Source organism: Salmonella sp. SA15303, assembly GCF_029962125.1.
Classification (GTDB): domain Bacteria; phylum Pseudomonadota; class Gammaproteobacteria; order Enterobacterales; family Enterobacteriaceae; genus Salmonella; species Salmonella enterica.
On sequence record NZ_CP123924.1, the window covers coordinates 3,252,340 to 3,275,005 of the forward strand.

At 53.0% G+C, this 22,666-nt stretch carries 18 protein-coding genes and 7 tRNA genes; 22 read left to right on the top strand and 3 right to left on the bottom strand.

Annotation, left to right across the window (positions count from 1 at the left end):
• Window positions 1-126: 126 nt before the first annotated feature.
• Window positions 127-1,794: a glutamine--tRNA ligase gene (glnS, locus tag QEN31_RS16045; protein WP_001287181.1), complete on the bottom strand. Its 1,668-nt coding sequence runs from the start codon at window positions 1,792-1,794 to the stop codon at window positions 127-129.
• A gap of 210 nt (window positions 1,795-2,004) precedes the next feature.
• Window positions 2,005-3,957: a PTS N-acetyl glucosamine transporter subunit IIABC gene (gene nagE / locus QEN31_RS16050; RefSeq protein ID WP_001023068.1), complete on the bottom strand. Its 1,953-nt coding sequence runs from the start codon at window positions 3,955-3,957 to the stop codon at window positions 2,005-2,007.
• A gap of 326 nt (window positions 3,958-4,283) precedes the next feature.
• Between nagE and nagB the strand changes: the two genes are divergently transcribed.
• The 13 genes from nagB to QEN31_RS16115 all read left to right on the top strand — a co-directional run bounded on the left by nagB (window position 4,284) and on the right by QEN31_RS16115 (window position 11,919).
• Window positions 4,284-5,084, top strand: a complete 801-nt coding sequence (nagB, locus tag QEN31_RS16055; RefSeq protein WP_001237059.1) for a glucosamine-6-phosphate deaminase — start codon at window positions 4,284-4,286, stop codon at window positions 5,082-5,084.
• 59 nt (window positions 5,085-5,143) lie between these two features.
• Window positions 5,144-6,298 (top strand): N-acetylglucosamine-6-phosphate deacetylase, encoded by a 1,155-nt coding sequence (nagA, locus tag QEN31_RS16060; RefSeq protein ID WP_000271186.1) that lies wholly within the window; start codon window positions 5,144-5,146, stop codon window positions 6,296-6,298.
• Between the two features lie 4 nt (window positions 6,299-6,302).
• Window positions 6,303-7,523, top strand: a complete 1,221-nt coding sequence (gene nagC, locus QEN31_RS16065) for a DNA-binding transcriptional regulator NagC (protein WP_000187578.1) — start codon at window positions 6,303-6,305, stop codon at window positions 7,521-7,523.
• Between the two features lie 46 nt (window positions 7,524-7,569).
• The gene (gene nagD / locus QEN31_RS16070; RefSeq protein ID WP_000153143.1) at window positions 7,570-8,322 is read left to right on the top strand and encodes a ribonucleotide monophosphatase NagD; all 753 of its coding nucleotides are present in this window, start codon (window positions 7,570-7,572) and stop codon (window positions 8,320-8,322) included.
• Window positions 8,323-8,613: 291 nt separating this feature from the next.
• Entirely contained in the window at window positions 8,614-10,278 is a 1,665-nt protein-coding gene (asnB, locus tag QEN31_RS16075; protein ID WP_000337034.1) for an asparagine synthase B, read from the top strand.
• A 221-nt stretch (window positions 10,279-10,499) separates the two neighbouring features.
• Window positions 10,500-10,576: transfer RNA gene (locus QEN31_RS16080), tRNA-Met, on the top strand.
• Window positions 10,577-10,584: 8 nt separating this feature from the next.
• Window positions 10,585-10,669: transfer RNA gene (locus QEN31_RS16085), tRNA-Leu, on the top strand.
• Between the two features lie 23 nt (window positions 10,670-10,692).
• Window positions 10,693-10,767: transfer RNA gene (locus tag QEN31_RS16090), tRNA-Gln, on the top strand.
• 35 nt (window positions 10,768-10,802) lie between these two features.
• A tRNA-Gln gene (locus QEN31_RS16095) sits at window positions 10,803-10,877 on the top strand.
• Between the two features lie 15 nt (window positions 10,878-10,892).
• A tRNA-Met gene (locus QEN31_RS16100) sits at window positions 10,893-10,969 on the top strand.
• A 46-nt stretch (window positions 10,970-11,015) separates the two neighbouring features.
• Window positions 11,016-11,090: transfer RNA gene (locus tag QEN31_RS16105), tRNA-Gln, on the top strand.
• Window positions 11,091-11,133: 43 nt separating this feature from the next.
• A tRNA-Gln gene (locus QEN31_RS16110) sits at window positions 11,134-11,208 on the top strand.
• Between the two features lie 135 nt (window positions 11,209-11,343).
• The gene (locus QEN31_RS16115) at window positions 11,344-11,919 is read left to right on the top strand and encodes a hypothetical protein (RefSeq protein ID WP_023228311.1); all 576 of its coding nucleotides are present in this window, start codon (window positions 11,344-11,346) and stop codon (window positions 11,917-11,919) included.
• 66 nt (window positions 11,920-11,985) lie between these two features.
• Here the strand turns inward: QEN31_RS16115 and ubiF are convergent, their stop codons facing one another.
• Entirely contained in the window at window positions 11,986-13,161 is a 1,176-nt protein-coding gene (gene ubiF / locus QEN31_RS16120) for a 3-demethoxyubiquinol 3-hydroxylase (RefSeq protein WP_000184627.1), read from the bottom strand.
• 143 nt (window positions 13,162-13,304) lie between these two features.
• Here ubiF and miaB point away from each other — a divergent pair, with 143 nt between their 5' ends.
• The 9 genes from miaB (at window position 13,305) to gltL (ending at window position 22,606) form a co-directional block, all read left to right on the top strand.
• A complete protein-coding gene (gene miaB / locus QEN31_RS16125) occupies window positions 13,305-14,729 on the top strand; it encodes a tRNA (N6-isopentenyl adenosine(37)-C2)-methylthiotransferase MiaB (protein WP_001519200.1) in 1,425 nt (474 codons plus the stop codon).
• Between the two features lie 204 nt (window positions 14,730-14,933).
• The gene (locus QEN31_RS16130) at window positions 14,934-15,980 is read left to right on the top strand and encodes a PhoH family protein (protein ID WP_001018045.1); all 1,047 of its coding nucleotides are present in this window, start codon (window positions 14,934-14,936) and stop codon (window positions 15,978-15,980) included.
• Window positions 15,977-16,450 carry an rRNA maturation RNase YbeY gene (gene ybeY, locus QEN31_RS16135; protein ID WP_001077547.1) on the top strand — a complete coding sequence of 158 codons (474 nt, stop codon included), beginning with the start codon at window positions 15,977-15,979 and terminating at the stop codon, window positions 16,448-16,450. The genes QEN31_RS16130 and ybeY overlap by 4 nt, the downstream gene beginning before the upstream one ends.
• A gap of 157 nt (window positions 16,451-16,607) precedes the next feature.
• Window positions 16,608-17,486 carry a CNNM family magnesium/cobalt transport protein CorC gene (gene corC / locus QEN31_RS16140; protein ID WP_001278615.1) on the top strand — a complete coding sequence of 293 codons (879 nt, stop codon included), beginning with the start codon at window positions 16,608-16,610 and terminating at the stop codon, window positions 17,484-17,486.
• A gap of 19 nt (window positions 17,487-17,505) precedes the next feature.
• Window positions 17,506-19,044 carry an apolipoprotein N-acyltransferase gene (gene lnt / locus QEN31_RS16145; RefSeq protein ID WP_001574036.1) on the top strand — a complete coding sequence of 513 codons (1,539 nt, stop codon included), beginning with the start codon at window positions 17,506-17,508 and terminating at the stop codon, window positions 19,042-19,044.
• 354 nt (window positions 19,045-19,398) lie between these two features.
• Window positions 19,399-20,307, top strand: a complete 909-nt coding sequence (locus QEN31_RS16150; RefSeq protein WP_001518176.1) for an amino acid ABC transporter substrate-binding protein — start codon at window positions 19,399-19,401, stop codon at window positions 20,305-20,307.
• 159 nt (window positions 20,308-20,466) lie between these two features.
• Window positions 20,467-21,207 (top strand): glutamate/aspartate ABC transporter permease GltJ, encoded by a 741-nt coding sequence (gltJ, locus tag QEN31_RS16155; protein WP_000020930.1) that lies wholly within the window; start codon window positions 20,467-20,469, stop codon window positions 21,205-21,207.
• On the top strand, window positions 21,207-21,881 hold the full coding sequence (gltK, locus tag QEN31_RS16160) for a glutamate/aspartate ABC transporter permease GltK (protein WP_000272799.1): 675 nt from the start codon (window positions 21,207-21,209) through the stop codon (window positions 21,879-21,881). Before gltJ ends, gltK begins: the two co-directional genes overlap by 1 nt.
• Complete coding sequence (gene gltL, locus QEN31_RS16165) at window positions 21,881-22,606, top strand: glutamate/aspartate ABC transporter ATP-binding protein GltL (RefSeq protein ID WP_000631369.1); 726 nt, start codon at window positions 21,881-21,883, stop codon at window positions 22,604-22,606. The genes gltK and gltL overlap by 1 nt, the downstream gene beginning before the upstream one ends.
• Window positions 22,607-22,666: the final 60 nt, after the last annotated feature.

Genomic DNA, 22,666 nt, shown 5'->3' on the forward strand with positions numbered 1-22,666 from the left:
GCCCAGGTCCAAAATGGCAAGTAAAATAGCCCTAATGGGATAGGCTTTTAGAAATGCAGAGAAAAAACGCCGCAGAACGCGGCGTTGACAAGGTATTTTTACAGCATTCGCCTGTTGGCGCAGTGCTTATTCGCCCGCTTTCGCCCAGGTATCACGCAGGCCCACGGTACGGTTAAAGACCAGCTTATCGGCCGTTGCATAGCGGCTGTCGAGGCAGAAGTAGCCTTCACGTTCAAACTGGAAAGCTTTCCCTGCTACCGCCGCTTTCAGCGACGGCTCGCCATACCCCTGCTTAATCACTAATGATTCGGGGTTGATAACAGACAGGAAGTCCTCCGCGGCGCCCGGGTTCGGCACGCTGAACAGACGGTCGTAGAGACGAATTTCAATCGGCAGCGCATGTGCTGCGCTAACCCAGTGGATTACGCCTTTCACTTTACGCCCGTCAGCCGGATCTTTACTCAGCGTATCAGCATCATAGGTACAGAAGATGGTGGTGATATTCCCTTCGGCATCCTTCTCTACGCGCTCCGCTTTAATGACGTAGGCATTACGCAGACGCACTTCTTTGCCCATCACCAGACGCTTGTACTGCTTGTTCGCTTCTTCGCGGAAATCTGCGCGATCGATCCAGATCTCACCGCTAAACGGCACTTCACGGCTGCCCATCTCCGGTTTATTCGGATGGTTAGGCATGGTAACCATTTCGCTCTCACCCTGCGGGTAGTTTTCGATAACCAGTTTTACCGGATCGATTACCGCCATTGCGCGCGGCGCGTTTTCGTTCAGATCTTCGCGAATGCAGGATTCCAGCGACGCCATCTCAATGGTGTTGTCCTGCTTGGTGACGCCGATGCGTTTGCAGAACTCCCGAATGGAGGCCGCGGTATAGCCGCGACGGCGCAGACCGGAAATAGTCGGCATACGTGGATCGTCCCAGCCTTCGACGTGTTTGTCGGTCACCAGCAGGTTCAGCTTACGCTTGGACATCACGGTGTATTCCAGATTCAGCCGCGAGAATTCGTACTGGCGCGGGTGAACCGGAATGGTGATGTTGTCCAGCACCCAGTCGTACAGACGACGGTTATCCTGGAACTCCAGCGTACACAGAGAATGAGTAATGCCTTCCAGCGCATCGCTGATGCAGTGAGTAAAGTCGTACATCGGATAGATGCACCACTTGTTGCCGGTCTGATGATGCTCGGCGAATTTAATGCGATACAGCACCGGATCGCGCATCACGATAAACGGCGACGCCATGTCGATTTTAGCGCGCAGACAGGCTTTACCCTCTTCAAAACCGCCGGTACGCATTTTTTCAAATAGCGCGAGGTTCTCTTCGACGCTGCGATCGCGGAACGGGCTGTTTTTACCCGGCGCGGTCAGCGTACCGCGGTATTCACGGATCTGCTCCGGCGTCAGCTCATCAACGTAGGCCAGGCCTTTATTGATTAGCTCGACCGCATAGGCGTGCAGTTGGTCAAAGTAATCGGAGGAGTAGCGAATATCGCCAGACCAGTGAAAGCCTAACCACTCGACGTCGTTTTTGATCGAATCAACGTACTCGATATCTTCTTTTACCGGGTTGGTGTCATCGAAACGCAGGTTGCACTGGCCCTGATAATCTTGCGCGATGCCAAAGTTCAGGCAGATAGATTTCGCGTGGCCGATATGTAGATAGCCATTCGGCTCCGGCGGAAAACGGGTATGGACAGTGGTATGTTTACCACTCGCCAGATCTTCATCAATAATCTGACGAATAAAGTTAGTCGGGCGGGCTTCAGCCTCACTCATCGTGGATTCCTCAAAGCGTAAACAACGTATAACGGCATATGATCTTATAAGCCGGACAGACTGACAACCTTTAGTTACTTAAAAAGTGGCTTTGCAGAAAATATTGGGGCTAATTGCGGTAAAAAAAAGCGGCGAAGGTTTCCCTCTGCCGCTTATGTTTCCTGTGATATCGCCGGATGGCGTCTTACGCCTTATCCGGCCAGGAAGCGATTATTTGCTCTTGATCTCGTACAGTGGCGTTTTACCCGCTACCACGTGACCATCCGCTTTGATGACCAGAGCGCTGAAGTCATCGCTGTTGCTGCAAACAACCGGGCTTATCATGGAACGCGCGTTGGCATTCAGGAAGTCCAGATCCAGTTCCAGCACCGGCTGACCCGCCGTGACTTCCGCACCCTCTTCGACCAGACGCTTGAAGCCCTGACCGTTCAGCGCGACGGTATCGATACCCATATGGACAACGATCTCCGCGCCTTTTTCGGTTTCCAGACAGAACGCGTGGTTAGTGTTGAAGATTTTCACGATAGTACCCGCCGCCGGAGAAACCACGGTTTTATCGGTGGGTTTCACCGCCACGCCGTCGCCGACCGCTTTGCTGGCAAACGCTTCATCCGGTACCTGATCCAGCGCCACTACCTCACCGGTAATCGGAGAGACCAGTTCAGCGATAGTCACCGCATTCGGCACCGCCTGGGGTTTGGCCGCCGGAGCAGGTGTCGCAACGTGAGCCGCATCAGCAGACGCTGCCGCGACCGGCCCCCGCGCCACCACTTTCTTCATTTCATCGCCAATCGATTCCGCTTTCGCGCCGACAATAACCTGAATGGTCTGTTTGTTCAGTTTCACCACGCCGGAAGCGCCGAGGCGTTTGCAGGCCGCATCGTTGACGCGAGCAGAGTCGTTCACGGTCAGGCGCAGACGGGTAATACACGCATCGATCGCTTTCAGGTTGTCCGTACCGCCAACCGCAGCAATATAGCTGGTCGCCAGTTGCGTTAACCCTTCTTCGGTGTTGCTGTTGGCTTCTTCCGTTACCATCTCATCAACTTTATCTTCGCGGCCCGGCGTTTTCAGGTTAAACATACGAATAACCGCGCTGAACAGCAGGAAGTAGATGATAAAGAATACAACGCCCATCACCAGCAACATCCAGACGTTATTGCTGGCCGCTGGCAGGTTATACATCAGAACATAGTCGATCGCGCCTGCCGAGAAAGAGAAGCCCGCATGGATACCCAGCAACGTCGCGACGAACAGGCTGATACCGGTCAAAATGGCGTGCAGGAGGTACAGCAGCGGCGCCAGGAACATAAACAGGAATTCCAGCGGCTCGGTTACGCCGGTCAGAAACGCGGTGATCGCGACAGACAGCAGCATACCGCCCACCATCGGACGACGTTCTTTCGGCGCGGCGAAATACATCGCCAGAGCGGCGCCCGGCAGGCCAAACATCATGATCGGGAAGAAGCCGGACATAAACATCCCCGCCGTGCCGTCGCCAGCATAGAAGCGGTTGATGTCGCCGTGGAATACAGTGCCTGCGGCATTGGTGAATTCGCCAATCTGGAACCAGGCGATGGTGTTCAGTACCTGATGCAGACCGGTGGGGATCAGCAGACGGTTGATGAAGCCAAAGATACCGGAACCCAGCGCGCCTGCGGAAACGATCCATTCACCGCCCGCATGGATGCCATGCTGTACCGGCGGCCAGACGTAACCGAAAATAGCGGCCAGCACCAGACAGAAAAAGCCCGTTGCGATCGGCACAAAACGTTTTCCACCGAAGAAACTGAGAAAATCAGGCAGTTTGATACCAGACCAGCGATTATAAACCGCGCCGCCGACCAGACCGGTAATAATCCCCGCCAGCACGCCCATGTTGATTTCCGGGTTAATCGTCACCATCGCTTTGGTCATGACGAAGTAGCCCACGGCTCCCGCCAGCGCTGCCGCGCCCGCGCTATCTTTAGACCAACTGGATGCCACGCCGATAGCGAAAACCAGCGCCAGGTTATCGAAAATAGACCCGCCCGCTTGCGCGATAAACGGCATATTCAGCAAATCTGGTTGGCCGAATCGCAGCAACAACGCTGCCACCGGCAACACGGCGATAGGGAGCTGCAACGCCCTACCCAGCCGCTGGAAAAAACCTAAAATATTCATCTTATTCCCCCTACGAGACGCCGATATGGCTTCTTTGAAGCCGTTTTTTATTGTGCTGCAAACGTTAAAAACGTGATGTTCTGTAATCGAACGGTGAGATCATCTTCTGCAGAGTGTGTGGAAAATTAATTCGCCTCGCAAATTAAACAGGTGTTTTTTGTGATTATAATCACTAAATATCGTAATTACCCCCACCATCCACTGGCTAACACGGAAAACTTATTTTATGATTCAAAAAATCAGGACGGATTGAACACGAACCCTGGATATCCAGGTTACGCTTAATACGATCCGCCAAATTTTGACATTGATTATTGAGGTGAAGAATGAGACTGATCCCCCTGAGTACCGCAGAACAGGTTGGCAAATGGGCCGCTCGCCATATCGTTAACCGTATTAATGCGTTCAAACCGACCGCCGATCGTCCGTTTGTCCTTGGACTGCCTACCGGCGGCACGCCGCTAACGGCGTACAAAGCGCTGGTTGAGATGCACAAAGCGGGCGAGGTCAGCTTTAAGCATGTGGTCACCTTTAATATGGACGAATATGTTGGCCTGCCGAAAGAGCACCCGGAAAGCTACCACAGCTTTATGCATCGTAACTTTTTCGATCACGTTGATATTCCAGCAGAAAACATCAATCTTCTCAACGGTAACGCACCGGATATCGATGCAGAATGCCGTCAATATGAAGAAAAAATTCGTTCTTACGGTAAAATCCATCTGTTTATGGGCGGCGTCGGCAACGACGGTCACATCGCCTTTAACGAACCGGCGTCTTCCCTGGCTTCCCGTACCCGTATCAAAACGTTAACCCATGATACTCGCGTAGCGAACTCCCGCTTCTTTGACGGCGACGTAAACCAGGTGCCGAAATACGCGCTGACGGTAGGCGTGGGTACGCTGCTGGATGCGGAAGAAGTGATGATTCTGGTGCTGGGCCATCAGAAAGCCCAGGCGCTGCAGGCGGCGGTTGAAGGCAACGTCAACCACATGTGGACCATTAGCTGCCTGCAACTCCATCCGAAAGCGGTTGTGGTATGCGATGAGCCGTCCACAATGGAACTTAAAGTTAAAACATTGAAATATTTCAATGAATTAGAAGCAGAAAATATTAAAGGTCTGTAATGTTGTCTCCGCCCCGCCAGTCAATGTGGGGCGGTAAATTTTTGATATCGGGGGTCAGAATGTATGCTTTAACCCAGGGCCGGATCTTTACCGGTCACGAAATTCTTGATGACCATGCGCTTGTTGTCGCTAATGGCCTGATTGACCGCGTTTGTCCGATGGCCGAACTGCCGCCGGGAATAGAACAACGCTCATTGAATGGGGCCATTCTCTCCCCCGGTTTTATTGATGTGCAGTTAAACGGCTGCGGCGGCGTGCAGTTTAACGATACCGCAGAAGCCGTCAGCGTTGAAACGCTGGAAATTATGCAGAAAGCCAATGAAAAATCGGGCTGTACTAACTTTCTGCCAACGCTTATCACTACCAGCGACGAATTGATGAAACAGGGCATTCGCGTCATGCGCGAATACCTGGAAAAACATCCACACCAGGCGCTGGGTCTCCACCTGGAAGGCCCCTGGCTTAATCTGGTAAAAAAAGGCACCCATAATCCTGATTTCGTGCGTAAACCAGACGCTGCGCTGGTCGATTTCTTGTGCGATAATGCCGACGTCATCACCAAAGTTACACTCGCGCCGGAAATGGTGCCTGCCGACGTAATCGCTAAACTGGCGAATGCGGGCATTGTGGTTTCCGCAGGTCACTCCAACGCGACGTTAAAAGAGGCAAAAGCGGGCTTCCGCGCCGGGATTACCTTTGCGACTCACCTGTTTAATGCGATGCCGTACATTACAGGGCGTGAGCCGGGCCTTGCTGGCGCTGTTCTGGACGAAGCGGATATTTATTGCGGCGTTATCGCCGATGGTCTGCATGTCGACTACGCCAACATTCGCAATGCCAAACGCCTTAAAGGCGACAAACTTTGTCTGGTGACAGACGCCACCGCACCGGCGGGGGCCAATATTGAGCAGTTCATTTTCGCAGGTAAAACAATATACTACCGCAATGGACTGTGTGTGGATGAAAACGGTACGTTGAGCGGTTCGTCCTTAACCATGATTGAAGGCGTACGCAACCTGGTCGCGCATTGCGGCATCGCGCTGGATGAAGTGCTGCGCATGGCAACGCTCTATCCGGCTCGCGCTATCGGCGTTGATAAACATCTCGGTAGCATTGCGCCGGGTAAAGTCGCCAACCTGACCGCGTTCACCCACGATTTTAAAATTATCAAGACCATCGTTAATGGTGACGAGGTCGTTGACTTGAGTAAGTGAGAATATGACACCAGGCGGACAAGCTCAGATAGGTAACGTTGATCTCGTAAAACAGCTTAACAGCGCGGCCGTTTACCGCCTGATTGACCAGCATGGTCCTATCTCGCGCATACAAATTGCCGAGCAAAGCCAGCTTGCTCCCGCCAGCGTAACGAAAATTACGCGTCAACTCATTGAACGCGGGCTGATCAAAGAAGTCGATCAGCAGGCCTCTACCGGAGGCCGCCGCGCTATCTCTATCGTCACGGAAACCCGTAACTTCCACGCCATTGGCGTTCGCCTGGGCCGTCATGACACCACTTTAACGCTCTACGATCTGAGCAGTAAAGTGGTCGCTGAGGAGCATTATCCGCTACCGGAGCGCACCCAGGAGACGCTGGAACATGCGCTGCTCAACACCATCGCCGTCTTTATTGATAGCTGTCAGCGTAAAATTCGTGAATTGATCGCTATCTCGGTGATCCTGCCAGGGCTTGTCGATCCGGAAAGCGGCGTGATTCGTTACATGCCGCACATTCAGGTTGAAAACTGGGGACTGGTCGAAGCGCTGGAAAAACGGTTTCACGTTACCTGTTTCGTGGGACACGATATCCGTAGCCTGGCGCTGGCGGAACACTACTTCGGCGCCAGTCAGGATTGCGAGGACTCGATTCTGGTGCGCGTTCATCGTGGTACAGGCGCCGGGATTATCTCCAACGGACGCATCTTCATTGGCCGTAACGGCAACGTCGGTGAAATTGGGCATATTCAGGTGGAGCCGCTGGGCGAGCGCTGCCACTGCGGTAATTTCGGCTGTCTGGAAACCATTGCCGCCAATGCGGCGATTGAACAACGGGTGCTGAATTTGCTTAAACAAGGGTATCAAAGCCGTGTTCCGCTTGACGACTGCACGATTAAAACCATCTGTAAGGCGGCAAACCGGGGCGACAGCCTGGCCTCGGAAGTCATTGAGCATGTTGGCCGCCATTTGGGCAAAACGATCGCCATTGCTATCAACCTGTTTAATCCGCAAAAAATCGTCATTGCCGGCGAGATCATTGAAGCCGATAAAGTCCTGTTGCCCGCTATCGAAAGCTGTATCAATACGCAGGCGTTAAAGGCATTTCGCAAAAATTTGCCGGTGGTACGCTCCACGCTGGATCACCGTTCTGCTATCGGCGCATTTGCCTTAGTTAAACGCGCCATGCTCAACGGAACATTGCTGCAACGTTTGCTGGAAAGCTGATGCGCTCTTATAGTATCGGATTATTCACAAATTCCCTGGGTAGTTCATGACCATCAAGAATGTAATCTGCGATATCGACGGCGTGCTGATGCACGACAACGTAGCCGTACCCGGTGCGGCGGAATTTCTGACGGGGATTCTGGAAAAAGGTCTGCCGCTGGTGCTGCTGACCAATTACCCGTCGCAAACCGGCCAGGATCTGGCGAACCGTTTTGCTACCGCTGGCGTTAACGTGCCGGACAGCGTGTTTTATACTTCAGCAATGGCGACAGCCGATTTTCTGCGCCGTCAGGAAGGTAAGAAAGCGTATGTCGTGGGCGAAGGCGCGCTTATTCACGAGCTCTATAAAGCGGGTTTTACCATTACCGATGTGAACCCTGATTTTGTCATCGTTGGAGAAACCCGCTCCTACAACTGGGACATGATGCATAAAGCAGCATTTTTCGTCGCCAATGGCGCGCGCTTTATCGCTACCAACCCGGATACTCACGGTCGCGGCTTTTATCCGGCCTGCGGCGCGCTGTGCGCAGGCATTGAAAAAATTTCCGGCCGGAAGCCATTTTATGTCGGCAAACCCAGCCCGTGGATCATCCGCGCGGCGTTAAACAAAATGCAGGCGCACTCGGAAGAGACCGTTATTGTCGGCGATAACCTGCGCACCGACATTCTGGCGGGGTTCCAGGCCGGTCTGGAGACCATTCTGGTGCTTTCAGGCGTATCAACGATCAATGATATTGATAGTATGCCATTCCGCCCAAGCTGGATTTACCCTTCCGTCGCCGAGATAGACGTTATCTAAACCTGTCCCCTGCCCGATGACGCGCCGCTTTCAGGCCTACGGTTCGAACAACATTGTAGGCCTGATAAGCGAAACGTCATCAGGAAAAACATAATTCAATTAAACCACGATAAAACTGAAGATCCATCAATAAATCCGCGCAATACGTAATCATTTTTCACTAATCAACAATGACGATTGCATTTTTCATTTTTCAGACCGTAATCCCCTTGCGCCTTCCACGCCTTTGCGGCATTTTTTAGTCAAGCAAAAACACAAAAAGTACGACGCAACAGATTAACGGAGAAGGCTATGTGTTCTATTTTCGGCGTATTCGATATCAAAACAGATGCAGCGGAACTGCGTAAAAAAGCCCTTGAACTGTCACGCCTGATGCGCCATCGCGGCCCGGACTGGTCCGGCATCTACGCTTGCGATAACGCGATTCTCGCACATGAACGTTTGTCGATTGTTGATGTTAACGCCGGCGCCCAGCCCCTGTATAACGCCAGAAAAACCCACGTGCTGGCGGTGAACGGTGAAATTTATAACCATCAAACGTTACGCGCGGAGTATGGCGATCGTTACGCGTTCCAGACAGGCTCCGACTGCGAAGTTATTCTCGCGCTATATCAGGAAAAAGGGCCGGATTTCCTTGACGATTTACAGGGGATGTTCGCCTTCGCCCTGTATGACAGCGAAAAAGACGCTTATCTGATTGGTCGTGACCATATCGGTATTATTCCGCTCTACATGGGCTATGACGAATTCGGCAACTTCTACGTAGCGTCAGAAATGAAAGCGCTGACCCCGGTCTGCCGCACCATTAAAGAGTTCCCGGCGGGCAGCTACCTGTGGAGCAAAGACGGCGAAATTCGTCAGTACTATCAGCGCGACTGGTTCGATTACGATGCGGTAAAAGACAACGTCACCGACAAAAACGCGCTGCGCCAGGCGCTGGAAGAATCCGTGAAAAGCCACCTGATGTCCGACGTGCCCTATGGCGTGCTGCTCTCCGGCGGTCTGGACTCGTCGGTTATTTCGGCAATCACCAAAAAATTCGCCGCCCGTCGCGTCGAAGATCAGGAGCGCTCCGAAGCCTGGTGGCCACAGTTGCACTCTTTTGCGGTCGGTCTGGAAGGTTCGCCTGACCTGAAGGCGGCCCAGGAAGTGGCTAACCACCTCGGCACCGTGCACCATGAAATTCACTTCACCGTGCAGGAAGGCCTTGATGCCATTCGTGATGTTATCTATCACATTGAAACCTATGACGTGACCACTATCCGCGCCTCAACGCCAATGTATCTGATGTCGCGTAAGATCAAAGCGATGGGCATCAAAATGGTGCTCTCCGGCGAAGGTTCCGATGAGGTGTTTGGCGGCTACCTGTACTTCCATAAAGCGCCGAACGCCAAAGAGTTACATGAAGAGACGGTCCGTAAGCTACAGGCGCTGCATATGTATGACTGCGCCCGCGCCAACAAAGCGATGTCCGCCTGGGGCGTGGAAGCGCGCGTACCGTTCCTGGATAAAAAATTCCTCGATGTGGCGATGCGTATCAACCCACAGGATAAGATGTGCGGTAACGGCAAGATGGAAAAACACGTGCTGCGCGAGTGTTTCGAGTCTTATCTGCCAGCAAGCGTCGCGTGGCGTCAGAAAGAGCAGTTCTCTGACGGCGTAGGCTACAGCTGGATCGATACGCTGAAAGAAGTGGCGGCGAAACAGATTTCCGATCAACAACTGGAAACCGCCCGCTTCCGCTTTCCATACAACACGCCGTCGTCTAAAGAGGCGTACTTGTACCGGGAAATTTTTGAAGAATTGTTCCCGGTGCCGAGCGCGGCGGAATGCGTACCCGGCGGCCCGTCCGTGGCCTGTTCTTCCGCCAAAGCCATTGAGTGGGATGAAGCATTCAAAACGATGGATGACCCGTCAGGCCGCGCGGTCGGCGTGCATCAGTCGGCGTACCAGTAAATTAACGATGACGAAAGAGCCCTTAGTGGCTCTTTTTTTATAGCAAACCACTTTCGGAAAAACGATTAATAACCAATAATTGCCGAATATTGCGCCACGCTGTTCGCAACCTAACCAAACAGACACTTTCCGACGTTTTTCGATGAAAAAGAGGTTGACGCTTCAAGGCTCAATACGCATAATGCGCCCCGCAACGCCGATAAGGTAACGCGAAAAAAGATGGCTACGTAGCTCAGTTGGTTAGAGCACATCACTCATAATGATGGGGTCACAGGTTCGAATCCCGTCGTAGCCACCATCTTTTTTGCGGGAGTGGCGAAATTGGTAGACGCACCAGATTTAGGTTCTGGCGCCGCAAGGTGTGCGAGTTCAAGTCTCGCCTCCCGCACCATTCACCGATAAGCGTTGTACGGATGGGGTATCGCCAAGCGGTAAGGCACCGGTTTTTGATACCGGCATTCCCTGGTTCGAATCCAGGTACCCCAGCCATATTTCTTCGAGTTTGCGGTTCACCGCGACGGTATTGGGGTATCGCCAAGCGGTAAGGCACCGGTTTTTGATACCGGCATTCCCTGGTTCGAATCCAGGTACCCCAGCCATCGAAGAAATCATCTGGCTACGTAGCTCAGTTGGTTAGAGCACATCACTCATAATGATGGGGTCACAGGTTCGAATCCCGTCGTAGCCACCATATTCAGAACGCGTCGAAGTATTCGACCGGTTCGAAAATAATTTGTTGGGGTATCGCCAAGCGGTAAGGCACCGGATTCTGATTCCGGCATTCCGAGGTTCGAATCCTCGTACCCCAGCCAGTTTTAAAGACGCTCTGCTAATGAGCGCAAGAAGTACGACAATTGGGGTATCGCCAAGCGGTAAGGCACCGGATTCTGATTCCGGCATTCCGAGGTTCGAATCCTCGTACCCCAGCCACCTTTAAAAAGCTCGCTTCGGCGAGCTTTTTGCTTTTCTGCGTTTATAAATTCCGAAAGAGGTTTCCCCCTTAATGCCCTGCTATCAGTAAAACGCTATGATAAAGCCTTACAGGGAGCGTTCGGTAACCTCACAATGAATTACCAGTTTTGTTGGTATCTCTTTTTGCGGCCATTAACATTTTTTATGGTCGTCTTGCTCTGCGCTTTCACCTTCATTGATATCACGGCCAGCGCCGCCTGGTTGATTATTTTGGGTCTGGTTTACCCCGTGGCAGTGTCAATGAGGCTACATATACTGCACCAGAAAAAGGCCGTCATGTTGCGCCAGAATAGTGCGGAATGGATAGTGTATCTGCCAGGGATCCCTGTGCAAGAAAAACAAAGCGCGCTGATTAATGTCGCGTTTTCCTCGAAAACGGCGCTGCGTGGATTCTATATTCGCGCCCTGTCCAGCAAAGTCATTCTTCACATCATCACTTTTTATATTCTGTGGTTTGATGTCCAACATGCAACACTGACGTGGTATCGGATTCTCGCCGCATTAATCACTCTGGCGATTCTTGTAAAATCAATGGGTTCCACATTACTGATGCTACATAAAGTAGTACGTTGCCAATACAACGTATGCACAATTGAAATGGCATCACCTTGGTATGAAATTGATTTCAAAGGGAAATTAGGTTTATGTGCTTTATTTGCAGTAAAGTAAGATGTCAATACGCTTACCCGACCTGCAATTGAGCGTTTTTACAAACCGGGTAAGGCATTCAGCGGGTTACAATCCCAACGCATACTTCAGCGCCTGACGTTTTAGCACGCCTGCGCGCTGCGCCGCCATCAGCCCCATATTGCGTAAAATACGCAGCGGCGGCAGTTCATTGCTGAACCCGGCATAGAACAGATCCATTCCACTTTGCATCATAAAATTATCTGCCATGCGCCGCGTCTGATAGCGTTTCAACACCGAATGGCTGGCCCAGGACTCGCCATAGCTACGGGCACTCGCCAGCACATCAATCAACGCATCAACATCCCGATACCCCAGGTTGACGCCCTGCCCGGCCAGCGGATGAATGGTATGCGCCGCGTCGCCTACCAGCGCCAGCCCCGGTTGTACATACTGCAACGCGTGACGACGGGTTAGCGGAAACGCGCCCGCCGCGACAGGCATCACCGCCCCCAGACGCGCCGGAAAGTGCTGGTTAATTTCCACCTGCAATTGCGTCATCGATAAACTCTGTAGCTGGCGAATACGTGCCGGAGCGTCATACCACACCAGCGACGCCCAATCGTCGAACAGCGGCAAAAAGGCGCGCGGCCCCGTTGGCGTAAACTGCTGCCAGGTGCTGTCGCCTGGCGCATTTTCACACTTAACGGTGATAAGCATACACGACTGCGCATATTGCCAGGCATGAATGCCAATTCCCGCCATTTGCCGAACCTGCGAATTCGCGCCGTCGGCGCCAATCACTAACTTCGGCGTTACCCATTCGCCGTCGGCCAGTTCCAGCGCATAACCATCGTGGCGGCGGTGCAATGCCGCCAGTGAAGCCGGAACGCGCAGCGTCACGCCGGGGTGCGCTTCCAGCGCCTGCCACAGCGCCTGTTGCAGGACGTTGTTCTCTACCATATAGCCTAACAGCGGCAGCTTGAGTTCAGCGGCGTCGAACACCACATGGGCGTTTTCCCACTCCCAGGTCTCCAGTCGCCGATAAGGATGGCTACGCATCCCCTGCACCGCCTCCCAAACGCCCAGTCCCTTGAGCAGCGCCACGGATGCCGCGCTAATGGCCGAAATCCGCACGTCAGGCTGGCTGTCAGCCACAAACGGCGCAGGCGCGGCATGTTCTATTACCATCACCGTAAACCCTTGCTGCGCCAGACCCAGCGCCAGCGCGCCGCCGACCATTCCCCCGCCGACAATGGCAATTTCCGTTGGTTGATTTGTCATGGTCATTCATCCTGTTACGTTTTAGACAAGTTTACAGGATTTTTTACCCATTAGGGCTGACGTCAGTCATACTGGTCACAACCGCGCCAAAGCATTACACTATGCGCCCTGCTTTTCAGCCACTATTTCGCAAGAGCAAGTCGATGACTAAAAAACTCCATATTAAAACCTGGGGCTGTCAGATGAACGAGTACGATTCATCGAAGATGGCCGATCTGCTGGACGCCACCCACGGCTATCAACTGACCGACGTGGCGGAAGAGGCGGATGTGCTGCTGTTGAATACCTGCTCAATCCGCGAGAAGGCTCAGGAAAAAGTCTTCCATCAATTAGGTCGCTGGAGACTGTTAAAAGAGAAAAATCCCGATTTGATTATCGGCGTCGGCGGCTGCGTGGCTTCCCAGGAAGGCGAGCACATTCGTCAACGCGCCCATTACGTCGACATTATTTTTGGCCCGCAAACCTTACACCGCCTACCGGAGATGATTAACTCCGTGCGTGGCGACCGCAGCCCGGTGGTCGATATCAGCTTCCCGGAAATCGAGAAGTTCGATCGTTTGCCGGAACCGCGCGCCGAAGGCCCGACCGCTTTCGTTTCAATCATGGAAGGCTGCAATAAATATTGTACTTACTGCGTGGTGCCGTATACCCGCGGTGAAGAAGTCAGCCGTCCCTCAGACGATATCCTGTTCGAAATCGCCCAGTTAGCGGCGCAGGGCGTGCGTGAGGTCAACCTGCTGGGCCAGAACGTTAACGCCTGGCGCGGAGAAAACTACGACGGCACCACCGGCACCTTTGCCGATCTGCTGCGTCTGGTTGCCGCCATCGACGGCATTGACCGTATTCGCTTTACCACCAGCCATCCGATTGAGTTCACCGACGATATTATCGAGGTGTACCGCGATACGCCGGAGCTGGTCAGTTTCCTGCATCTGCCGGTACAGAGCGGTTCCGATCGCGTGTTGAATCTGATGGGGCGCACCCACACTGCGCTGGAATATAAAGCAATCATCCGTAAACTGCGCGCGGCGCGGCCGGACATTCAGATAAGCTCTGACTTTATCGTCGGTTTCCCAGGCGAAACTACCGATGATTTCGAAAAAACCATGAAGCTTATCGCCGACGTCAACTTTGATATGAGCTACAGCTTTATCTTCTCTGCGCGTCCGGGAACGCCGGCTGCCGATATGGTTGATGACGTACCGGAAGAAGAGAAAAAGCAGCGTCTGTATATTCTGCAAGAGCGTATCAATCAGCAGGCGATGGCATGGAGCCGCCGTATGCTCGGCACGACACAGCGCATTCTGGTGGAAGGCACGTCACGTAAAAACATTATGGAACTGTCTGGCCGTACCGAAAACAATCGGGTGGTGAACTTTGAAGGCACGCCGGAGATGATTGGTAAGTTTGTCGATGTGGAAATTACTGACGTCTATCCGAACTCCCTGCGCGGAAAAGTGGTGCGTACCGAAGATGAAATGGGTCTGCGCGTCGCCGAAACGCCGGAGTCCGTCATTGCCCGTACCCGTAAAGAAAATGAGCTGGGCGTAGGATTCTACCAGCCTTAATCCTGCAGGAAAGGCAATAATGCCCGATGGCGCTACGCCTGTCGGGCTTCCTGGTCATGGCCTGTCGCCCGACGGGCCTTGCAATTTTCCCTCTTCATCCCCATCTTCATTGCAATGCTTGCGCCTTTTCCCTATGGCGTGAATAATTTCCTTAGATGCCGGTAAATGTTCAGCGTCCGGCGATACAGACACAAGAGGAACAGTTTGAATATAGACACTCGCGAAATTACCCTTGAGCCCGCAGACAACGCCCGTCTGTTGAGCCTTTGCGGGCCGTTTGATGACAATATTAAACAGCTCGAACGTCGTCTCGGTATTGAAATCAACCGCCGTGACAATCACTTTAAACTGACCGGTCGTCCGATTTGCGTGACCGCGGCGACAGATATTTTGCGAAGTCTGTATGTCGATACCGCACCGATGCGCGGCCAGACTCAGGATATCGAACCGGAACAAATTCATCTGGCGATCAAAGAAGCGCGGGTGCTGGAACAGAGCGCGGAAAGCGTGCCTGACTATGGCAAAGCGATTAATATCAAAACCAAGCGCGGCGTGATTAAACCGCGTACCCCGAACCAGGCGCAGTACATCGCCAATATTCTCGATCATGATATTACCTTTGGCGTCGGCCCGGCGGGTACCGGTAAAACGTATCTTGCGGTCGCCGCTGCGGTAGACGCCCTGGAGCGCCAGGAGATTCGCCGTATTCTACTGACCCGTCCGGCGGTGGAAGCGGGCGAAAAACTCGGCTTTCTGCCAGGCGATTTAAGTCAGAAGGTGGACCCGTACCTGCGTCCGCTGTATGACGCGCTGTTCGAAATGCTCGGCTTTGAAAAAGTCGAGAAGCTGATTGAACGCAATGTGATTGAAGTCGCGCCGCTGGCCTATATGCGCGGACGCACATTAAACGACGCCTTTATCATTCTGGATGAAAGCCAGAACACCACTATCGAACAGATGAAGATGTTCCTGACGCGTATCGGCTTTAACTCGAAAGCGGTGATCACCGGCGACGTGACGCAGATTGACCTGCCACGCAACACCAAATCCGGCTTGCGTCATGCCATTGAAGTGCTGGCGGAAGTTGATGAAATCAGCTTTAACTTCTTCCACAGCGAAGACGTGGTTCGCCATCCGGTCGTTGCCCGCATTGTGAACGCCTATGAAGCCTGGGAAGAGGCCGAACAAAAACGCAAAGCGGCGTTGGCGGCAGAGCGTAAGCGTGAAGCCCAGGAGCAGGAACAGAAATGAACCAGGTGATCCTCGATTTACAGTTGGCCTGTGAAAACCACGCGGGCCTGCCGGATGAAGCTCAGTTTCAACGCTGGCTGGACGGCGTTATTCCGCAGTTTCAGGAAGAGGCGGAAGTCACAATCCGTCTGGTGGATGAGGCCGAAAGCCACGACCTTAATTTGACGTACCGCGGGAAAGATAAACCCACTAATGTTCTCTCCTTCCCGTTTGAAGCGCCCCCCGGCATTGAAATGCCGCTACTGGGCGATCTGATTATTTGCCGTCAGGTCGTGGAGCAGGAAGCGCAAGAACAGAGCAAGCCACTGGAGGCGCACTGGGCGCACATGGTCGTACACGGTAGCCTGCATTTGCTGGGTTACGATCATATCGACGATGACGAAGCGGAAGAGATGGAGTCTCTCGAAACGGAGATTATGCTTGCTATGGGCTATGAGGATCCGTACATTGCCGAGAAGATTGCAGAATAGTAGCTTGCCGGATGGCGGCGCTTGCGCCTTATCCGGCCTACATTCATGCCTTTTGTAGGCCTGATAAGCGTAGCGTCATCAGGCAAAACATGCCGTCACAGCTGAGTATACGCATGACGAGCTTTGTATTAACTAACATGAGAACCCATACGACGCCATGAGCGACGACAATTCACACAGTAGTGACACAGTAAACAGTAAAAAGGGATTTTTTTCCCTGCTACTCAGCCAGCTTTTCCACGGTGAACCTAAAAACCGTGATGAGTTGCTGGCGCTGATCCGTGATTCCGGGCAGAACGAGCTTATCGATGAAGATACGCGCGATATGCTCGAAGGCGTAATGGACATCGCCGACCAGCGCGTTCGCGATATTATGATCCCGCGCTCCCAGATGATTACCCTGAAACGCAACCAGACGCTGGACGAATGTCTCGATGTTATCATCGAGTCCGCCCACTCGCGTTTTCCGGTGATCAGCGAAGATAAAGATCACATTGAAGGGATTCTGATGGCCAAAGATTTGCTGCCGTTTATGCGCAGCGATGCCGAAGCCTTCAGCATGGACAAAGTGTTACGCACCGCGGTTGTCGTACCGGAAAGCAAACGGGTTGACCGTATGCTCAAGGAATTCCGCTCCCAGCGCTACCATATGGCCATCGTTATCGATGAGTTTGGCGGCGTTTCCGGCCTTGTGACTATCGAAGACATCCTCGAACTGATTGTCGGTGAAATTGAAGATGAGTATGACGAAGAAGACGATATCGACTTCCGTCAGCTTAGCCGCCATACCTGGACGATTCGCGCGCTGGCGTCGATTGAAGACTTCAATGACGCTTTCGGCACCCACTTCAGCGATGAAGAAGTCGATACCATCGGCGGGCTGGTGATGCAGGCGTTCGGCCATTTACCGGCCCGCGGCGAAACCATTGACATTGATGGTTACCAGTTCAAAGTGGCGATGGCCGATAGTCGTCGTATTATTCAGGTGCATGTCAGGATCCCGGATGACTCGCCCCAGCCAAAACTGGACGAATAACAGCAATAGTGGACTAAAAATGGCATTTGCCTCGTTAATTGAACGCCAGCGTATTCGCCTGCTGCTGGCGTTATTATTCGGCGCCTGCGGAACACTGGCTTTCTCTCCGTATGACGTCTGGCCCGCAGCGATAGTGTCGCTTATCGGGCTGCAGGCCTTAACGTTTAATCGCCGCCCGCTCCAGTCTGCCGCCATCGGCTATTGCTGGGGACTCGGACTTTTCGGCAGCGGGATTAACTGGGTTTATGTCAGTATCGCGCAGTTTGGCGGCATGCCGGGCCCGGTTAACGTTTTTCTGGTGGTGCTGCTTGCAGCTTATCTCTCGCTGTATACCGGACTGTTTGCCGGGATTTTGTCGCGCCTGTGGCCAAAAACCAACTGGCTGCGCGTCGCTATCGCCGCGCCTGCAATATGGCAAATCACCGAATTTTTACGCGGCTGGGTGCTGACCGGCTTCCCCTGGCTGCAATTTGGCTATAGTCAGGTCGACGGCCCGCTAAAAGGCCTGGCGCCGGTAATGGGCGTCGAAGCGATCAACTTCCTGCTGATGATGGTCAGCGGCCTGTTAGCGCTGGCACTGGCGACGCGGAACTGGCGTCCGCTGGCTGTCGCCGTGATTCTGTTTGCTTTGCCCTTTCCGCTACGTTATATCCAGTGGTTTACGCTGGAACCTACCAAAGCGACCCAGGTATCGCTGGTGCAGGGCGATATTCCGCAGTCGCTGAAGTGGGACGAAAACCAGCTACTGAATACGCTAAAAATTTATCTCAACGAAACTCGCCCAGAGTTAGGCAAATCACAGATTATTATCTGGCCTGAGTCGGCGATTCCGGATCTCGAAATCAATCAGCAGCCCTTCCTTCGTTCGCTGGACGAGATGTTACGCGAAAAAAATAGCACGCTGATCACCGGTATTGTCGATGCGCGTCTCAATAAACAGAATCGATACGACACCTACAATACGATTATTACGTTGGGCAAGGATAATCCATACAGTTATGACTCGCCCAATCGCTACAATAAAAATCACCTTGTACCCTTTGGCGAGTTCGTTCCGCTGGAGTCTATCCTGCGTCCGCTGGCGCCGTTCTTCGATCTGCCCATGTCCTCCTTTAGCCGCGGCCCTTATATCCAGCCGCAGTTACATGCGCACGACTATAAGCTGACGGCGGCAATCTGTTATGAAATTATTCTTGGCGAACAGGTGCGGGATAACTTCCGCCCGGACACCGACTATCTGCTGACGATTTCTAACGACGCCTGGTTTGGTAAGTCCATTGGCCCGTGGCAACATTTCCAGATGGCGCGGATGCGTTCGCTGGAGCTGGCGCGTCCGTTGCTGCGCAGTACTAATAACGGTATTACGGCGGTGATTGGCCCGCAGGGCGAAATTCAGGCGATGATCCCGCAGTTCACACGCCAGGTACTGACCACCCACGTCACGCCAACCACGGGGTTAACTCCCTATGCCCGTACCGGCAACTGGCCGCTATGGGTACTGACCGCGCTGTTTGCTTTTGGCGCGGTAGTGATGAGTCTGCGACAACGACGGAAATAATCTCTCCCCAGGCCGGATAGCGCTTCATTTATCCGGCCTGAAAATCCTCCTTTTTCCCTCATTCTGGCACGTCTATTGCTTTGTTAAACATGGCAAACCTGTTCTGGCTGCTTGTGCAACCTGGTCGCACCAAAATCGATCATCGGTAGCACCTGAACGGTGCAATGTAGGATTTTTGCCTCTGAACGGTGCGGCGCACTTCGCAAAAATAAACAATATCGCAGCAAAATATTTACAACAAGCCACACTAAATGTTAACAAACACACATAACACTGCACGCGCAAGTTGCAGGCAATAACAACATCACAATAGCTATCAATGCGTCGACGGCGCAGATGATAAAGGAGTTGGATATGCAATTACGTAAGCTAACCACAGCAATGCTGGTCATGGGACTGTCTGCGGGCCTTGCGCACGCAGAAGATGGCGCGCCTGCCGCTGGTAGCACCCTGGACAAGATCGCTAAAAATGGCGTGATCGTCGTCGGGCATCGCGAATCTTCTGTGCCCTTTTCTTATTACGACAACCAGCAGAAAGTGGTCGGCTATTCCCAGGACTACTCCAACGCCATTGTGGAAGCGGTAAAAAAGAAACTTAACAAGCCCGATCTGCAGGTGAAGCTGATCCCGATCACCTCGCAAAACCGTATTCCGCTGTTGCAAAACGGAACCTTCGATTTTGAATGTGGTTCAACGACTAACAACCTTGAGCGCCAGAAACAGGCCGCCTTCTCCGATACGATTTTCGTCGTCGGGACGCGACTGCTGACTAAAAAAGGCGGCGATATTAAAGATTTCCCGGATCTGAAAGGCAAAGCGGTCGTCGTCACCTCCGGGACGACCTCTGAAATTCTGCTGCATAAGCTTAACGAAGAGCAAAAGATGGGGATGCGTATTATTAGCGCGAAAGACCACGGTGACTCGTTCCGCACCCTGGAAAGCGGTCGCGCCGTCGCCTTTATGATGGATGACGCGCTGCTGGCCGGCGAGCGCGCCAAAGCCAAGAAACCGGATAACTGGGAGATTGTCGGTAAACCGCAGTCCCAGGAAGCCTACGGCTGTATGCTGCGTAAAAACGACCCTGAGTTTAAAAAGCTGATGGACGATACCATCGCCCAGGCGCAAACCTCCGGCGAAGCGGAAAAGTGGTTTGATAAGTGGTTTAAAAATCCGATCCCACCGAAAAACCTGAACATGAATTTCGAGTTGTCTGACGAGATGAAAGCCCTGTTCAAAGCACCGAATGATAAAGCGCTTAACTAACTAAAACTAAATGGGACGGGACTCCTGTCCTCTCGATTGTCGCTCAGCACGGACAGACTATAAGCCTGATGGTCGTTCCCCATCGGGCCTGAAGCCGCAAATCGCCGGGCAACAATCTTCGAGGGTAGCGCTGCTACCCTTTTTTTTCGGAGTAGATGTATGTCAATAGACTGGAACTGGGGTATTTTTTTACAGGAAGCCCCCTTCGGCAACACCACCTATCTCGGCTGGCTATGGAGTGGTTTTCAGGTCACCGTAGCCCTTTCGATTACCGCCTGGATTATCGCTTTCCTGGTAGGATCTATTTTCGGCATTTTACGTACCGTTCCCAACCGTTTCCTCTCCGGACTGGGCACGTTGTACGTAGAACTGTTCCGTAACGTGCCGCTGATCGTGCAATTCTTCACCTGGTACCTGGTGGTGCCTGAACTGTTGCCGGAAGATCTTGGCATGTGGTTTAAGGCAGAACTCGATCCCAATATTCAGTTTTTCCTCTCCTCAATGATCTGTCTGGGACTGTTTACCGCCGCCCGCGTTTGCGAACAGGTGCGCGCCGCGATTCAGTCTCTGCCTCGCGGGCAGAAGAACGCGGCGTTGGCGATGGGGCTAACGCTGCCGCAGGCTTATCGCTATGTCCTGCTGCCGAATGCCTATCGCGTTATCGTGCCGCCAATGACGTCAGAGATGATGAACCTGGTGAAAAACTCGGCTATTGCCTCAACCATCGGCCTGGTGGATATGGCGGCGCAGGCAGGCAAACTGTTGGATTACTCGGCGCACGCCTGGGAATCCTTCACCGCCATTACGCTGGCCTATGTGCTGATTAACGCCGTTATCATGCTGGTCATGAGCCTGGTTGAACGCAAAGTCCGCCTGCCGGGCAACGTGGGGAGCAAATAATGTACGAATTTGACTGGAGTTCGATTATCCCCTCACTGCCTTACCTGCTGGCCGGGTTGGTCATCACGCTGAAGATCACCGTCACCGCCGTTGTCGTGGGGATAGTCTGGGGAACCATTCTGGCCGTCATGCGCCTCTCAAGCTTTGCCCCTATCGCCTGGTTTGCTAAAGCGTATGTTAACGTTTTCCGTTCCATCCCGTTGGTGATGGTGCTGCTGTGGTTCTATCTGATTGTACCCGGCTTTCTGCAAAACGTGCTGGGACTATCGCCGAAAACCGATATCCGCCTGATCTCCGCGATGGTGGCATTCTCCATGTTTGAAGCGGCCTACTATTCCGAGATTATTCGCGCCGGTATTCAAAGTATTTCCCGCGGGCAGTCCAGCGCCGCGCTGGCGTTGGGGATGACCCACTGGCAGTCGATGAAGCTCATTATTCTGCCGCAGGCGTTTCGGGCGATGGTGCCGCTGTTGCTTACGCAGGGCATCGTGCTATTTCAGGACACCTCTTTAGTTTATGTACTCAGCCTGGCGGACTTCTTCCGCACCGCGTCGACTATCGGCGAGCGTGACGGTACTCAGGTCGAAATGATTCTGTTCGCCGGCGCCGTTTATTTTGTTATCAGCCTGAGCGCGTCGTTGCTGGTCAGCTATTTGAAGAAAAGGACAGTTTAATGATTACCCTGAAAAATGTTTCAAAATGGTATGGTCACTTTCAGGTGCTGACCGATTGTTCAACAGAAGTGAAAAAAGGTGAGGTGGTGGTAGTCTGCGGGCCATCGGGTTCCGGTAAATCCACGCTGATTAAGACCGTCAATGGTCTGGAGCCGGTGCAAAAAGGCGAAATTACCGTTAACGGCATTATTGTGAACGACAAAAAAACCGATCTGGCGAAACTGCGTTCCCGCGTGGGCATGGTATTCCAGCACTTCGAGCTGTTTCCCCACCTGTCGATCATCGAAAACCTGACGCTGGCGCAGGTGAAAGTGCTGAAACGCGATAAGGCCGCCGCCCGCGATAAAGGCCTGAAGCTGCTGGAGCGCGTTGGCCTGTCTGCGCATGCCAACAAGTTCCCGGCGCAGCTTTCCGGCGGCCAGCAGCAGCGCGTGGCGATCGCCCGCGCGCTGTGTATGGACCCCATTGCCATGTTATTCGATGAACCGACTTCCGCACTCGATCCGGAAATGATCAACGAGGTACTGGACGTAATGGTCGAGCTGGCGAACGAAGGGATGACCATGATGGTGGTGACGCACGAAATGGGCTTTGCCCGTAAAGTGGCTAACCGGGTGATCTTTATGGATGAAGGTAAAATCGTCGAAGATTCGCCAAAAGAGGAGTTCTTCGCTAACCCCAGTTCCGATCGCGCAAAAGACTTCCTTGCGAAAATCCTGCACTAATCTTCCCGGCGCGCACGTCAGAGTGCGCGCTATCTCACGCTTTACTTCTTCGCTTCTCGA

Coding starts and splice junctions, on each gene's coding strand:
- ubiF (WP_000184627.1), bottom strand. CDS start 13,161: ATGACAAATCAACCAACGGAAATTGCCATTGTCGGCGGGGGAATGGTC.
- asnB (WP_000337034.1), top strand. CDS start 8,614: ATGTGTTCTATTTTCGGCGTATTCGATATCAAAACAGATGCAGCGGAA.
- ybeY (WP_001077547.1), top strand. CDS start 15,977: ATGAACCAGGTGATCCTCGATTTACAGTTGGCCTGTGAAAACCACGCG.
- nagC (WP_000187578.1), top strand. CDS start 6,303: ATGACACCAGGCGGACAAGCTCAGATAGGTAACGTTGATCTCGTAAAA.
- nagA (WP_000271186.1), top strand. CDS start 5,144: ATGTATGCTTTAACCCAGGGCCGGATCTTTACCGGTCACGAAATTCTT.
- glnS (WP_001287181.1), bottom strand. CDS start 1,794: ATGAGTGAGGCTGAAGCCCGCCCGACTAACTTTATTCGTCAGATTATT.
- QEN31_RS16150 (WP_001518176.1), top strand. CDS start 19,399: ATGCAATTACGTAAGCTAACCACAGCAATGCTGGTCATGGGACTGTCT.
- gltL (WP_000631369.1), top strand. CDS start 21,881: ATGATTACCCTGAAAAATGTTTCAAAATGGTATGGTCACTTTCAGGTG.
- lnt (WP_001574036.1), top strand. CDS start 17,506: ATGGCATTTGCCTCGTTAATTGAACGCCAGCGTATTCGCCTGCTGCTG.
- gltK (WP_000272799.1), top strand. CDS start 21,207: ATGTACGAATTTGACTGGAGTTCGATTATCCCCTCACTGCCTTACCTG.
- QEN31_RS16115 (WP_023228311.1), top strand. CDS start 11,344: ATGAATTACCAGTTTTGTTGGTATCTCTTTTTGCGGCCATTAACATTT.
- corC (WP_001278615.1), top strand. CDS start 16,608: ATGAGCGACGACAATTCACACAGTAGTGACACAGTAAACAGTAAAAAG.
- gltJ (WP_000020930.1), top strand. CDS start 20,467: ATGTCAATAGACTGGAACTGGGGTATTTTTTTACAGGAAGCCCCCTTC.
- miaB (WP_001519200.1), top strand. CDS start 13,305: ATGACTAAAAAACTCCATATTAAAACCTGGGGCTGTCAGATGAACGAG.
- nagE (WP_001023068.1), bottom strand. CDS start 3,957: ATGAATATTTTAGGTTTTTTCCAGCGGCTGGGTAGGGCGTTGCAGCTC.
- nagB (WP_001237059.1), top strand. CDS start 4,284: ATGAGACTGATCCCCCTGAGTACCGCAGAACAGGTTGGCAAATGGGCC.
- nagD (WP_000153143.1), top strand. CDS start 7,570: ATGACCATCAAGAATGTAATCTGCGATATCGACGGCGTGCTGATGCAC.